This is a genomic window from Halorubellus litoreus, assembly GCF_037081675.1.
GTDB classification, from domain to species: Archaea; Halobacteriota; Halobacteria; order Halobacteriales; family Natrialbaceae; genus Halorubellus; species Halorubellus litoreus.
The window spans coordinates 784,128-797,272 of sequence record NZ_JAZAQL010000002.1; the positions used below are offsets into that span (position 1 = coordinate 784,128).

At 71.5% G+C, this 13,145-nt stretch carries 13 protein-coding genes; 5 read left to right on the forward strand and 8 right to left on the reverse strand.

Annotated elements, in window-relative coordinates; genetic code table 11:
* Together VYJ16_RS11150 and VYJ16_RS11155 are read left to right on the forward strand one after the other, a co-directional pair.
* On the forward strand, positions 1-414 hold the full coding sequence (locus VYJ16_RS11150) for a DUF8048 family protein (RefSeq protein WP_336350378.1): 414 nt from the start codon (positions 1-3) through the stop codon (positions 412-414).
* A gap of 73 nt (positions 415-487) precedes the next feature.
* Positions 488-2,233, forward strand: coding sequence for a spermidine synthase (locus tag VYJ16_RS11155; protein WP_336350379.1), 1,746 nt, complete (start codon positions 488-490; stop codon positions 2,231-2,233).
* Positions 2,234-2,257: 24 nt separating this feature from the next.
* Here VYJ16_RS11155 and VYJ16_RS11160 read toward each other — a convergent pair whose 3' ends face one another.
* A complete protein-coding gene (locus tag VYJ16_RS11160) occupies positions 2,258-2,605 on the reverse strand; it encodes a helix-turn-helix transcriptional regulator (RefSeq protein ID WP_336350380.1) in 348 nt (115 codons plus the stop codon).
* Positions 2,606-2,799: 194 nt separating this feature from the next.
* On the opposite strand from VYJ16_RS11160, the gene VYJ16_RS11165 reads away from it, so the two are divergent.
* Positions 2,800-3,300, forward strand: a complete 501-nt coding sequence (locus VYJ16_RS11165) for an ester cyclase (protein WP_336350381.1) — start codon at positions 2,800-2,802, stop codon at positions 3,298-3,300.
* Between the two features lie 94 nt (positions 3,301-3,394).
* Here VYJ16_RS11165 and VYJ16_RS11170 read toward each other — a convergent pair whose 3' ends face one another.
* The 5 genes from VYJ16_RS11170 to VYJ16_RS11190 form a co-directional block, all read right to left on the reverse strand.
* Positions 3,395-4,141, reverse strand: coding sequence for an NRDE family protein (locus tag VYJ16_RS11170; RefSeq protein ID WP_336350382.1), 747 nt, complete (start codon positions 4,139-4,141; stop codon positions 3,395-3,397).
* A gap of 78 nt (positions 4,142-4,219) precedes the next feature.
* A complete protein-coding gene (locus VYJ16_RS11175) occupies positions 4,220-5,878 on the reverse strand; it encodes a class I adenylate-forming enzyme family protein (protein ID WP_336350383.1) in 1,659 nt (552 codons plus the stop codon).
* Positions 5,871-6,914, reverse strand: coding sequence for a mandelate racemase/muconate lactonizing enzyme family protein (locus tag VYJ16_RS11180; RefSeq protein ID WP_336350384.1), 1,044 nt, complete (start codon positions 6,912-6,914; stop codon positions 5,871-5,873). The genes VYJ16_RS11175 and VYJ16_RS11180 overlap by 8 nt, the downstream gene beginning before the upstream one ends.
* On the reverse strand, positions 6,915-7,907 hold the full coding sequence (locus tag VYJ16_RS11185) for a 1,4-dihydroxy-2-naphthoate polyprenyltransferase (protein ID WP_336350385.1): 993 nt from the start codon (positions 7,905-7,907) through the stop codon (positions 6,915-6,917). It abuts the gene before it with no gap.
* An 83-nt stretch (positions 7,908-7,990) separates the two neighbouring features.
* Positions 7,991-8,635 carry a hypothetical protein gene (locus VYJ16_RS11190; RefSeq protein ID WP_336350386.1) on the reverse strand — a complete coding sequence of 215 codons (645 nt, stop codon included), beginning with the start codon at positions 8,633-8,635 and terminating at the stop codon, positions 7,991-7,993.
* 117 nt (positions 8,636-8,752) lie between these two features.
* On the opposite strand from VYJ16_RS11190, the gene VYJ16_RS11195 reads away from it, so the two are divergent.
* On the forward strand, positions 8,753-9,316 hold the full coding sequence (locus tag VYJ16_RS11195; protein ID WP_336350387.1) for a helix-turn-helix transcriptional regulator: 564 nt from the start codon (positions 8,753-8,755) through the stop codon (positions 9,314-9,316).
* 84 nt (positions 9,317-9,400) lie between these two features.
* On the opposite strand, the gene VYJ16_RS11200 is transcribed toward VYJ16_RS11195, so the two are convergent.
* Together VYJ16_RS11200 and VYJ16_RS11205 are read right to left on the reverse strand one after the other, a co-directional pair.
* Positions 9,401-10,729: an outer membrane protein assembly factor BamB family protein gene (locus VYJ16_RS11200; RefSeq protein WP_336350388.1), complete on the reverse strand. Its 1,329-nt coding sequence runs from the start codon at positions 10,727-10,729 to the stop codon at positions 9,401-9,403.
* Between the two features lie 246 nt (positions 10,730-10,975).
* Entirely contained in the window at positions 10,976-11,875 is a 900-nt protein-coding gene (locus tag VYJ16_RS11205) for a 1,4-dihydroxy-2-naphthoyl-CoA synthase (RefSeq protein ID WP_336350389.1), read from the reverse strand.
* Between the two features lie 164 nt (positions 11,876-12,039).
* Between VYJ16_RS11205 and VYJ16_RS11210 the strand changes: the two genes are divergently transcribed.
* Positions 12,040-13,131: a J domain-containing protein gene (locus VYJ16_RS11210; RefSeq protein WP_336350390.1), complete on the forward strand. Its 1,092-nt coding sequence runs from the start codon at positions 12,040-12,042 to the stop codon at positions 13,129-13,131.
* Positions 13,132-13,145 lie beyond the last annotated feature (14 nt).

A 13,145-nucleotide genomic window follows, 5' to 3' on the forward strand; every position in this document is an offset into this window, starting at 1 on the left:
ATGAAAATCTCTCACAACACTGACGTCGAATTCGGCGAGTTCTCGCGCGCCTGCGACCTCGTCGAGGACTACTACGGCGACCTGGTCGACGACGTGGCCCTCCACGCACCGGTCTCCCGTCGACAGCTCGTCGCCGTCCTCGCCCGCGCGCAGCTCTCCGGCCGCGACCTCGGCCCGGACGGCCTCGCCGAGGTCGGCGAGGAGACCTACCAGTCGAACGACGAGACCCTCTACTGGGTCGACGGCGAGTTCTGGTCGCGCCTCCGCCGCGAACACAACCTCCACCCCGACGAGGGCCGCGCCGCCCGCGAGGTCCACCGCCGACTCATCGAAGCCCTCGACGGCGACGTCTCCTACTACAACCGCGACCGCGACCCGTTCGTCCTCGTCGAACGCGTCACGCCCGTCGACTGACGGCGACGCCACGCGGACCGCGACCCCGTCCCCGTCTCGAACAGTTAACCGCCTCGGGGTCTAGCCTCCGGGTATGCGTTCCCGTCGATACGTCGACGCCGTCCGTCTCTCCAAGCCCGAGCTCGCGGTGTTCGTCTCTGGCGTGGCGAGCATGGGCCTCGAGATACTCGCCGGCCGGATGATCGCCCCCCAGTTCGGGAGCAGTATCTACACGTGGGGGAGCATCATCGGCGTGTTCCTCGCCGCGCTCAGCTACGGCTACTGGCGGGGCGGGAAGCAGGCGGCGCGGATGGCGACGAACGGCCGGATGGCGCGCGTGTTCCTCCTGACCGCGGGCTACGTCGCCGTCCTCATCGTCCTCGGGGACCTCCTCGTTCGCGGGCTCGCGACCGTCCCGCTCCCGAGCCGGTTCGCGTCGCTCCCCGCGATAACGCTCCTGTTCGGGCCGCCGACGTACCTCCTCGGGTACGTCAGTCCGTACGCCGCCGAGCTCTCCGAGAAGGACGGACTCGGCGAGGCGTCCGGGCACGTGTACGCGCTCGGCACAATCGGGAGCATCGTCGGCGCGTTCGCGACGACGTTCTTCCTCATCCCGTCGCTGGGCGTGGAGGAGATCGCGTTCGTGTTCGGCGTGCTCTCGGTCGGGACCGCCGTCGCGCTCCTGCGCCCCGGGTGGACCCGGGAGAACGTCGCCGTCAGCGCGTTCTTGCTCGTCGTCCTCGTCGCCGCGCTCGCCGGCCCCGCGCTCGGACTGTCCGTCGAGGGCCGGGTCGTCTACGAGACCCAGACGCCGTACCAGGAACTCCAGGTCGTCGACCGCGGCGACACGCGCGTGCTCTTCCTCGACGGCCAGAAGCACAGCGCGATGGACCGCTCGGACCCGAACCGGCACGTCTTCGATTACACGCGGTACTTCCATCTGCCCTTGCTCCTGACGGACCGCGACGACGAGGTCGAGAACGTCCTGTTCGTCGGCGGCGGCGGGTTCACGGGCCCGAAGCGGTTCGCGAACGACTACGACGCACGAGTCGACGCCGTCGAGATAGACCCCGAGGTCATCCGCGTCGCCAAGGAGTACTTCCGACTGGAGGAGTCCGACCAGTTGAACGTGTACAACGCGGACGGCCGCGAGTTCCTCCGGGAGACGAATCGCACGTACGACGTCATCGTGCTCGACGCGTACAAGAAGGACAAGGTCCCCTTCCAGTTGACCACCCAGGAGTTCATGGAGCTCGCGAAGCAGCGCCTCGACGACGACGGCGTGCTCCTGACGAACCTCATCAGCGCGCCGAGCGGCCCGGCGTCGAAGTTCTACCGCGCCGAGTACAAGACCATCGACAGCACGTTCGAGACGGTGTACACGTTCCCGACGGTCGGCGGCGCTGTCGTCCAGAACGTCGAGGTCATCGCGACGAAGAACGCGACGCGCGTCAGCGAGGAGACGCTGCTCGCGCGCAACGACCGCCGCGACATCGGCATCGACCTGGAGAGCGAGATACGGAACTACCGCGACCCGCCGAAGACGAGCGACGTCCCCGTCCTCACCGACGACTACGCGCCCGTCGACAGCCTGCTGGACCCGATGGTCGGCCAGCAGTACGTCGTCCAGGAGACGAACGAGAGCGACGGCGACGCGGCGACGAACGACAGCGACGACGTGGCGAACGCCACGGACGGGAACGAGTCGGTCGCGTCGAGCGCGACCGTGATTGACCCGAGCGAATCGACCGTCAGCATCGACGCGCCGGCGCGGCCAGCCGTCGCTCCGCGGGCGGCGGTACAATCGAGAACGGGACGTGTCGTCGACGTGCGGGCCTGAGCGTCGACGGGCGAGCGCGAGCGACTACTCCTCGTACGCGAGGTTCATGATCCACTGCGAGAACGCGTCGGAGTTCCCGTCGACCTCCTCCTCGCCGATGAATGGCGACAGCATGTCGCCCGCCATCAGTAGCGAGAAGTCGAGGTCGCGCGCGGTCGGCGAGATGTAGTACGTGTTGTGTCCGTTGTAGATGGTGTCGTCGCGGTCGACGAGACCCTTCTCGACGAGGCTCTCGACGATGCGCGAGCCCTTCCGCGAGGAGACGCCGAGTTCCTTCCAGAAGTCGCTCTGGTGGATGCCGCCCGTCTCGCGGACGAGTTCGAGCCCCGCGTGCTCGTCTTCTGTGAGTTCCTCCTCTGCGGCGACGCTCACGCGGACCACCTCGGCGACGATTGTCCGGACATGGGTTCGTTGGAACGAAATAGCGGCGACGGCTTAAATGTCACCGTCTCGCCGCGGGACGCCCGGTCGAATCCACGACCGGGTTTCGGTCCGTCTCACCGACCCGGACCGTGAGGGTTCGCCCACTGCGTAAGGGAACGGCACTGGGCGTCGAACGCGAACGTATGCCAGCAGAATCAGGGCGAGCGACGACGCAATCACCGCACGACCTCGACCCGCGCGTCGAACGCGCGATCGAAGCGTTCAACGACCAGGACGTCGGGCGCGTCCTGGGCGCGTTCGCCGACGACGGGACGTTCTTCGACCCGCTCCTCGACGAACCCGTCTCCGGCCGCGAGTTGCGCGAGTACACGACCGAGATCTTCGAGGCGTTCCCGGACCTCACCATCGACGTTCGGCGCGTCGTCGCGTCGACCGACCGCGACGTGGCGCTCGAACTGACGTACGTCGGGACCCACCAGGGCTCGATGGACGGCATCCCGGCGACGGGGCGTCGCGCCACGACCGAGACGATCGCGGTCATCGAGTTCGGCGAGGACGGTATCGAGTCGTGGCGCGACTACTTCGACCAGGTCGGGTTCCGCGAGCAACTCGGGCTGACGTTCCCGTCGGTGCTCTCGCTCGCACCGAAGCTCGCGGTCCGGAAACTGAAGGCCGTCGTCTGAGTCGACTGGGGCGCGGTCGGCGCGTCCCGGTCGGCGGTCGGTCCGCGCGTCTCGGTCGGTGCAGGTCGGTCCGCGCGTCTCGGTCGACGCTCGGTCAGAACGTCGCGTCGACGCGCTCGTACTCGGTCTCGCAGGGGGCGCCGTCGGCGTACCAGTACCCGAACTCCTCGCCGACGTGGACGAGCGACGACGACCGCGTGCCGTAGCCGTCGCCGTGGATGCAGACGCCGTAGTCGTGGTCGCGGAGCACCGCTGCGGCGCGCTCGCGCCACTCCTCGGGCGTCTCGCCGGCTTCGACCTGGAGGGCGTCGTGGACGGCGCGCGCGTTCTCGGCCTGGCGCTGGGCGTACTCGCGCCGGAGGTCGGGTATCTCGAAGTCGTCGACCGCGCCGACGTTCACCACGACGTGGACGCCCGGGTCGAGGGAGTCGACGACGAGGTCGCCGTCCCATTCGAGGTAGTTGGCGTCGTCGGCGTCGGCGACGACGAGGTTGAACCCGTCGTACTCGTGCGTGGCGACGGCGTCCTCGACGACGGCGGTCGCGTCCGCGGCGCTCGCCTCGGCGAGCGCGTCCCGGACGAGGAGGCCTCTGGAGCGTTCGGCGGCGAGGTCGGCGTCCGTCCAGCGGTTCGTGATACCGACGAACACGCCGTGTTCGTTCGTCCCGATCCACGTGCCGCCGGCTTCCTCGTCGCGCGGCGCGACGACGACCGGGTCGCCGTCCTCGCCGTCGATGCGGGCGGGACCGACGGCTGGTCTGTCGAGCGCTTCGTCGCGGTTCGCCGCGACCACGAGCGGCGCGTCAGCGAACGCGCGCCACGCGAACGTCAACGTACACACGTCGACGCGTAGGTGCGCTGGCAACTTAAGGGGTGCTTCGGCGGGTGCGCGTGCCCGTTCGGGTTCGCTCCTGCCCGGTCAGTCGTCGGCGAGGCGCTCCCGGACGGCCGGCCGGTCGACCGTCCCGGACGCGGTGCGTGGGATGGCGTCGGCGAACGCGACGGTCTTCGGGAGTTCGTGTGCTGCGAGAGTATCGCGGAGTGCGTCGCGGACCGCATCGGGCGTCGACGGCCCGACGTCGGCTTCGGAACGGACGACGAGTGCGACGACGCGCTCGCCCCACTCGGGGTCCGGGAGGCCGACGACGGCGGCGTCCGCGACGGAGTCGAGCGCGCGGAGCGCGTCCTCGACGACCGCGGGCTGGACGTTCTCGCCGCCGGTGACGATCATGTCGTCCACGCGCCCCGTGACGTACACCTTCCCGTCGACGTCGCGGTATCCACGGTCGCCGGTGTGGAACCCGCGCTCGCCGAACCGGCCCGCGACGTCGCGCTCGCCGGCGCCCGAACCGGTCGTCGCGCTCTCGTCGGCGTCGTCGTGCGCGTCGAGGTACCCGGGCGTGACCGTCGGCCCGGAGACGACGAGTTCGCCGACCTCGCCGGGCGGCACGGTCTCGTCGTCGGCGTCGACGACCGCGACGGTCGTGTTCACGAGCGGCTGCCCGACCGTCTCGGGGTCCGCGAACGCCTGCCCGGGGGTCGCGGTCGCTATCTGCGAGGCGGTCTCGGTCATCCCGTACGTCGGGTAGACGGGGACGTCGGCGCGCTCGCAGCGCGCGAGCAACGCGGGGTCGGCGGCCGCGCCACCGAGGAGGACGAACCGGAGCGACGCCGGTGGCGTCCAGTCCGCGTCGAGCAGCCGGTCGAGCGCCGTCGGGACGAGCGAGACGCCCGTCGCGTCGTGGTCGTCGAGCGCGCTCGCGGTCGCGTCGGCGTCGAACTCGCGCTGGAGGACGACCGTCGACCCGTAGAGCGCGCACCGCACGATGGGTGCGAGCCCGCCCATGTGGTACGTCGGGAGCGGCGACAGCCAGCGGTCCGCGCGCCCGACGCCGAGCCGGAACGCGCTCGCGGTCGCCGACGACAGCAGGTTCCCGACCGTCACCCGCACCGCCTTCGGGTCGCCCGTCGACCCGGACGTGAACATCGTCACCGGAACGTCGCCCGGCGTGACCCGATGCGATGGCGCCGTCGCGTCGGGCACGTCGCTGGCAGCGCTCCCGGTCGGCGCGTCCGGTTCGCCCGCGACGGTCCCGAGACCCTCGACCGTCACGCCCGAGGGCGACTCCAGTGCGTCCACGGCGGCGTCGGCGCGGTCGCGACCTGCCGCGTCCGCGAGCAGCGTCTCGACGCCCGCGTGGTCGAGTTGCGCGCCGAGTTCGCCGGGTGCGAGGTCGACGTTCAGGAGGACGAGCTCGCGGCCCGCGCGCCACGCGGCGTGCACGAGCGCCACCACCCTGGGGTGGGGGTCCGCGAGCACACCGATGCGTCCGGGCACCCCACCGCCATCGTCGCCGTCCCCGAGTTCGTTCGCGACCGCAGCGACCCACGCGTCGAGCTCGCGGTACGTCCACGGATCGCCCGTCGGATGGTCGACGAGCGCTTCCCGGTCGGGGGTCGCCGCCGCGCGCGCAGCGACGAGGTCCGTCGTCGGCCAGTCGCCACCCGCGCCCGCCGCGCTCGCGGCGTCGGTCGCGTCGGCTCGCTCGCCTCCGTCGCTACGTGCGCGGTCAGGCATCGTCGTCCTCCCAGACGCCGTGAACGCCGAGTCCGGCGTCCTGCGGGACGCGAACCGCGCCGTCGTCGACGAAGCACGGGTCCGGGCCGAGGTCCGTCGACAGCCAGTCGCCGGTCGCGAGGCCGCAGGGGAGGACGCCCGGGAGCGACGCGGCGACGTGCACGGCGCCGGCGCGCGCGACGACGGCGTCGATCGTCGTCGTCACCACGCTCGCCACCTGCTGGGCTTGCGCCTCCACGGCCGCGCGGCGTGCGCGCTCGACGCCGCCGAGCGCCATCGGTTTCAGGACGAGGACGTCCGCCGCGTCCGCGTCCAGGACGCCCTCGACGGAGTGCGTCGCGAGCGTCTCGTCGACCGCGACGCCGACGCGACCACCGCGGAGGTCCGCGAGTCCCGCGAGGTCGTCCGCGGGCAGCGGCTGTTCGACGTACCGCACGTCGGCGTCCGCGAACCCGTCGAACGCTCTCGCCGCCTGGTCGCGGGCCCACGCGCCGTTCGCGTCCGCGCGGAGCGCGACGTCCTCGCCGACCGCGTCGCGCACGGCGCGCAGTCGTTCGACGTCCCGGTCGACGTCGCCCGCGCCGACCTTCACCTTCACCGTCTCGTAGCCCTCCTCGACCGCGCGTTCGGCGGCCGCGGCGGTGTCGGCGGGCGCGGCGTCGCCGACGGTCGCGTTCACCGGCACCCAGCGGCGCTCGCTCTGCCGACCGAGCAAGCGGTACAGCGGCCGGTCGTGTTGCTTCGCGCGGAGGTCCGCGAGCGCGAGCGCGACGCCGTGACGCGCCGCCGGATTCCGGTCCAGGTCCGCGCGCAACGCCGCCTCGTCGTCGCGGAGTCGCGACACCGCGTCCTCGAGCGCCCCCCGGCACTCCGCGGTCGACTCCGTCCACGGCGCGAGCGGCGTCGCCTCCCCGAACCCCTCGTGCTCGCCGTCGCTCACGCGAACGAGGAACCCCTCGCGGTCCGTTATCTCGCCGTTCGCCGTCGCGAGCGGTTGCGAGAGCGACACCGTGAAATCGCGGATTTCGGCGTCCATCTACGCCACCCCCGCGGCCGCGAGCGCGCCGGCACCCAGCACGTTCCCGCTCGCCGCGGCGAGTCCGAGCGCGAACAGGACGGCGTACAGCGCGAGCAACTGCCCGACCCGCTCCAGCGCCGGGTTCAGTGCCGCACCGCCCGTCTCCGTCAGGACGGTTCGGGCGACCATTCCCGCGAGCGGGAGCGACAGCACGGGCGCGAGCACCGTCACCGCGAGGTCGGCGCCGAGCCAGAGGTAGAGCGGCGTCGCGTACGCGAGCGCGAGCAGGGCGACGAACTCCGTGCGAGCGAACCCGTACCCGAACGCGACGGCGAGCGTCGTCTTCCCCGTCTGCGCGTCCTCCTCCTTGTCGCGGACGTTGTTCACGACGAGGATGTTCGTCGAGATCGCCGCGACCGGGAGGCTCGCGACGACCGCGAGCCAGAGCGCGTCCATCGGCGCGAGTCCGACCGCGAGCGGGCCGTAGTCGACCGCGGCAGCGGCGGCCTGCACGTAGTACGTCCCCGTCACGGCGACCAGTCCGAAGAACACGAACACGAACAGGTCGCCGAGGCCGTTGTACCCGAGCGGGTACGGCCCGCCGGTGTACGCGACGCCGCAGACGACGCTCACGAGCCCCACGACGAGGATCGGAACGCCGCCGACGTACACGAGGTACGTCCCGGAGACGATGGCGAGCGCGAACGTCAGAATCATCGCGCGCTTGACCTCCGCGGGCTCGATGAGGCCGCCCGCGGTCACCCTGGTGAACCCTTCGCGGTCCGCGGTGTCCGCGCCCTGAACGGCGTCGTAGTAGTCGTTCGCGAAGTTCGTCCCCACCTGGATGAGCGCCGCGCCGACGAACGCCGCGATAGCGGGCAGCGCCTCGAACACGCCAGCCCAGGCCGCGACCGCCGACCCCACCAGGACCGGCGCCGCGGCCGCCGGGAGCGTCTGCGGGCGCGCCGCCATCACCCACGCCTTCCGTCGCGAGACCGCTTCCGTACTCATTACCAGCGAGTCGGGCCCGCTCGTACCAAAACGTTCGGCTTCGCTACCGGTGGCGGTCCGTTCGTCCCGCGACCGCTACGGGGTCAGTCGTCGGCGTCCCAGTCCACCCACAGCCAGCCGGTCATCTCGATGGCGCCCGCGTCGGCGCCGTCACTGTCGTCGCTGCACGGCCGGTCCGTGCCGGGGTCGTACTCGCCGTTCCCGTTCACGTCGTGCAGCATCACGACCGCGTACCGGCCGGTGCCGTCGTCGTCGACCGGGACGCCGGCGCCGTCGGCGGTGACGGCGTTCTCGTACGCGACGTGGTCGACGCCGACCGCGGTCCCGTTCTCGAACGCGACGAACAGCGTCGACTGGTTCCCGGGGACCGTCCAGCCGACGCGGAGCGCGCCGTCGTCACTCCAGAGCATCTCGGCGTTCCCGGTCCCCCAGTAGCTCACCCAGCCGCCGTCGCACGCCACCGGCTCCGGGAGGGACGCGGCGAGGTCCGGGGCGTCGCCGGGGTCTGCGTCCCACACGCGGACGTCGTTGTACTCGGTGGTGCCGTCGGTCGACCCGGTGTGACTCGACTCGCGGTGCTCGGTCGCGGGACCGTCGGTCGTCGTGCGCTCGGTGTCGACCGTCGTCGCCTCGTCGGTGTCGTCCCCGATGGGGTCGGCGAGACACCCGGCGGTCGCGGCGAGCGCGACGACGGCGAGCGCGACGAGAAGCCGCTTGGAGGGCTGCATACCACCACGTTCCGTCGATTCGGATAAGTGCCTTCGGCAAGGTGAAACGCGGATAGTAGCACGCCCAGGGTTTACACGAGACGTAAACCTCAAGCGTCCGCGTCGCCAGTCGGGCGTATGGTTACTGTCACGCTCGACGCGCCGATCCCCGGTTCGACCGTCGAGACGGTCGCCGGTCGCGCCGACGCGGACCCGCGAGCGCTCACGAGAGCCGTCGACGCGCTCCACGAGTCGCTCGTCGACGGGAGCGACGCCATCCTCCAGCACTACCGGACCACGGACGCGCCAGACTCGGTCACGGTCGCGGACGGACTCGCCACCGTCGTCTACGTCGACGACGACACCTGGACGCGAACGCTCGACACGCACGGCGTCCCAGCCGACGTCGCCCCGGCGGTACGCGCGGTCCACGCCGCGTTCGCGACCGACGAAACGGGACGGCCGGGCGACGAGTCGCGGCGCGAACCGATGGTCCTCCCGTCGCGCGACGTCGCCGAACTCGTCCGCGCAGGACTCTCGACGCGCCAGGCCGAGGTCCAGGTCCTCCACGACGCCGGCCTCGACTACGCCACTATCGCCGACCGTCTCGACGTCGCGGAGAGCACCGTCAAGGTCCACCGCCACCGCATCCAGGAGAAGGTCGCGAACGCGAAGCGACTGCTCGACGCGGTCGCGGACTGACGCGGAGCCCGACCGGAAGGAAGGGTCGACGGTCGAGGACGCGGCCGCGTCCGGTCGACTCCGTCGGTCACCACGCGTCGACGGTCACCACGCGTCGACCGACACGGCGTCCCCGCTCGGTCGCGCGGTCGCGACGAGGGAGCCGTCCGCGACGACGGCGTGCACGAGTTCGTCGACGTCGAGGCCCTGGCGTTCGCGGACGGTTCCGTCCGCGAGCGCGTGCACCGAGAGCGCCGGTCCCGTTCGCTGGGCGTCGTCGCCGTCGTCGCCCGCGGCCGCCGCCTCGACCGGGACGTACAGCGCGTCGCCGCAGACGAACGGGAGCGCGGTCGGTGCACCCGAGGAGTCGTCGTCCCCGACCGTCCACGTCACGTCGCCCGTCGCGGCGTCGCGCACGACCACGCGATTCGGGGCGCGGCCGTGGAAGTCCTGGCTCGCGACGACGAACGCCTCGGTCGCCGCCGCGACCGTCTCCTCGCCCGCGACCACGCCGTCGTCGGTCTCCCGCTCCACGGGCGGCGACCGCGACCACGCCGAGTCGCCGTCGCTCGCGCCGAGCGCGAGCAGTTCGCTCCCCTCCGACGCAGCTATCGACGAGAACGCGCGGCCGCCGCCGACGACCAGCGACCGCGGCGCCACTCCTCCGGCCGACCACGCGTTCTCGCCCGTCCGCGGGTCGAGCGCGAGGAGCGCGCCCGCGCCGTCGCCCTCGACCGTCCGCGTCACGTAGAACCGCTCGTCGTCGGCCGCATGGGGAATCCAGCCGCGCTCGGCTTCACGGCGCGTCCACACCGCGTCGCCGTCCCGCACGTCGACCGCGACCAGCTCCTCGGCGCCCTCGCCTGCCTCGGCCGGCACCGTCACGAGCGCGAGACCGCGCGCGACGACCGGCTCGACGTGGTTCCGGACGCGCCACGTCCACCGCTCGCTGCCGTCCGCCGCGTGGAGCGCGTACAGCGTGTCCGCGCCGCCGCGCCACAGCACCGTCTCGCCCGCGACCCGCGGCGCACCCGCGTACGCCGTCCCCGACACTTCGACCGTCCACCGGACCGCACCGGTATCGAGGTCGAGCGCGACGAGGCGCGCGAACTCCGTCCCGCGATCCAGGCCGACGAACGCGACGTACGCGACACCGTCCGCCACCACGGGTGGCGCGACCGAATCGACCGTCGACGCCGACAGCGACCGACGCCACGTTGCCCCGTCCGAGAACTGTCGTGGTGCGGCGTCGCCCGGTGCGCGCCGCGCGTTCCCAGGACCATGCCCGGGGTGCGCCCAGTCGCCGGGTTCCACGAGGAACGGCGCGGGCATCGTCGACCCGTCGCTATCGCCGTCGTCCCCACTGAACGCGCTACAGCCGCCGAGGAGGGCGGTCCCGGCGGTCGCCAGGACCCTGCGTCGAGAAGCCCGCATCGCCCGACGGTTCCAGCCCGCGGCGTAAGTGTCTCGTGGTCGCACGAACCGGGACGAACCCCGGCTAGAGTGCGGTGCGGTCGCGGTGCGGTCGCGGTGCGGTCGCTGTCGCGGTGCGGTCAAGCGCACTCACCGAGCGCGAGCGAGCGAAGCGAGCGAGTCGCTCGGGAGTTTTTCGCCCACGTTTTTGCAAGGAGCGGTGCGCGAACGCAGTGAGCGCACCCGACGCAGCAAAAAGGTGGTCGCTTAGTAGTGGTACTCGTAGTCGTCGAAGTCGGGGTCGCGGCCTTCGTTGAAGGCGTCGCGGCCTTCTTGGGCTTCGTCGGTCTGGTAGGCGAGGCGGGTGGCTTCGCCGGCGAAGACTTGTTGGCCGACCATGCCGTCGTCGGTGGCGTTGAACGCGTACTTGAGCATGCGCATGGCGGTGGGGGATTTGCCGAGCATCTCCTCGGCCCAGTCGAGTGCGACGTCTTCGAGGTCGTCGTGTGGGACGGCTTCGTTCACCATGCCCATGTCGGCGGCTTCGTCGGCGTCGTAGGTCTTCCCGAGGAAGAAGATCTCGCGGGCTTTCTTCTGGCCGACCTGTTTCGCGAGGTACGCGCTCCCGAAGCCGCCGTCGAAGCTTGCGACGTCCGGGTCGGTTTGCTTGAATTTCGCGTGTTCCTCGCTGGCGAGGGTCATGTCGCAGACGACGTGGAGGCTGTGGCCGCCGCCGACCGCCCAGCCGGGGGCGACGCAGACGACGGGTTTGGGGATGTGGCGGATGAGCCGTTGGACTTCGAGGATGTGGAGGCGGCCGGCGCTGCTGGCGTCCTCGCGCTCGGCGTCGTCGCCCTGGTACTCGTAGCCGTCGGCGCCGCGGACGCGCTGGTCGCCGCCCGAGCAGAACGCCCACCCGCCGTCCTTCGGGCTCGGGCCGTTCCCCGTCAGGAGCACGCACCCGACGTCAGTCTGGCGTTTCGCGTGGTCGAGAGCGCGATACAGTTCGTCGACCGTGCCGGGCCGGAACGCGTTCCGGACCTCGGGGCGGTCGAACGCGATGCGGACCGCGCCGACGTCCGTCCCGCGGTGGTACGTGATGTCCCGGAAGTCGTCGTTCAACTCGGTCGCCTCCCAGCGCTCCGGGTCGAAGAGCTCGCTGACCATACCGGGGACTCGCCGCGGCGCGCACTTGGAGGTTCGCGTCTCGGCTGGCCCTCGCCGAACCGGGGACGCGGCCGGATACGGCGTCGGCGTTCGCGAAGACGGGATACGTGCCGGTTCGTTGCCGGGAACGTTTTTCTCCGCTCGGTTACAAACACGCACGAGGCATGGGTGAGACGTTCTACGACGTCCTCGGGGTGGACGCGGCCGCGAGTCAGGACGAGATCGAGGCCGCGTACCGCGAACGCGTCAAGGAGACCCATCCGGACCTGAACGACGCGCCGGACGCGAGCGACGCGTTCCAGCGCGTGCAGACCGCCGAGGAGGTGCTCGGCGACCCGGACGAGCGCGCTCGCTACGACCGCCTCGGGCACGCGTCGTACACGAGTCACTTCGGTGGCGGGACCGGCGACGGTGGCGGTCGCTGGGACGTCGGCGCGGACCCGACCGCGGACGCCCGGGGCGACGCGTCCGGGAGTCGCTGGGGCGCGAGCGGTCGTGGGAGCGAGAGCGATAGCCGCGGAAGCGCTGGCGGGCCGGGCGACGACGGCGTGAACGACGGAGGCGTGGGCGCGGATGGCGGGTTCGGGTTCGACCCGGGCGCGTACGACCGGACGCGCCGCTCCGGGTCGAATCCGAGCGAGCGGAGCTACGACGTCGGCGGGTCCAGCGGAGAGGGACAGGCGTCGGCGAGCGCGACCGGTGCGAGCGCGAACGCGACCGGCACGACCGCGCCCGGTGGCGGTGCGAGCACGTCGACGGACGCGGGCGGCGCGACCGTCGGCGACCCGACCGACAGCCGGCACTGGCGCGAACGAGAGCGCGAACGCTCGAAGCACGCGCAACGCGAGGGCCGCGGGACCGCCGCCGACGACACCGACGGCGGGTACTCGGTGCACGACTGGAACGACGACGAACTCGACACCGCGCGGACGCCCTACAAGCTCCAGGGGAGCGAGTTCGTCGTCGTCGGCATCATGTTCGTCCTCTACCCGTTCATGGCGTACTCCGCGATAACGCCACAGTTCTCGCTCGTCGTGAACGTCACCGTCGCCGCGTGCGCGCTCCTGCTCACCGGGTACCTCCTGACGATGCCACGCATCGCCATCTACGTCTTCGGCGCGTGGAGCGTCATCGCGCCGCTCGCACTCCTCCTGTTCCCCGCGCTCGACCCCGTCTCGCTGCTCGGCGTCGTCGTCCTCGGGAGCACGTGGATACCGTTCGGGTACAGCGTGCTGTTCATGCAAGTGCTGCGGTGACGGACGGGACTCAA

Excerpts from the sequence above, each read along its gene's own strand:
- VYJ16_RS11150 (WP_336350378.1), top strand. The coding sequence starts at position 1 with ATGAAAATCTCTCACAACACTGACGTCGAATTCGGCGAGTTCTCGCGC.
- VYJ16_RS11155 (WP_336350379.1), top strand. The coding sequence starts at position 488 with ATGCGTTCCCGTCGATACGTCGACGCCGTCCGTCTCTCCAAGCCCGAG.
- VYJ16_RS11165 (WP_336350381.1), top strand. The coding sequence starts at position 2,800 with ATGCCAGCAGAATCAGGGCGAGCGACGACGCAATCACCGCACGACCTC.
- VYJ16_RS11175 (WP_336350383.1), bottom strand. The coding sequence starts at position 5,878 with ATGCCTGACCGCGCACGTAGCGACGGAGGCGAGCGAGCCGACGCGACC.
- VYJ16_RS11180 (WP_336350384.1), bottom strand. The coding sequence starts at position 6,914 with ATGGACGCCGAAATCCGCGATTTCACGGTGTCGCTCTCGCAACCGCTC.
- VYJ16_RS11185 (WP_336350385.1), bottom strand. The coding sequence starts at position 7,907 with ATGAGTACGGAAGCGGTCTCGCGACGGAAGGCGTGGGTGATGGCGGCG.
- VYJ16_RS11190 (WP_336350386.1), bottom strand. The coding sequence starts at position 8,635 with ATGCAGCCCTCCAAGCGGCTTCTCGTCGCGCTCGCCGTCGTCGCGCTC.
- VYJ16_RS11195 (WP_336350387.1), top strand. The coding sequence starts at position 8,753 with ATGGTTACTGTCACGCTCGACGCGCCGATCCCCGGTTCGACCGTCGAG.
- VYJ16_RS11200 (WP_336350388.1), bottom strand. The coding sequence starts at position 10,729 with ATGCGGGCTTCTCGACGCAGGGTCCTGGCGACCGCCGGGACCGCCCTC.
- VYJ16_RS11205 (WP_336350389.1), bottom strand. The coding sequence starts at position 11,875 with ATGGTCAGCGAGCTCTTCGACCCGGAGCGCTGGGAGGCGACCGAGTTG.
- VYJ16_RS11210 (WP_336350390.1), top strand. The coding sequence starts at position 12,040 with ATGGGTGAGACGTTCTACGACGTCCTCGGGGTGGACGCGGCCGCGAGT.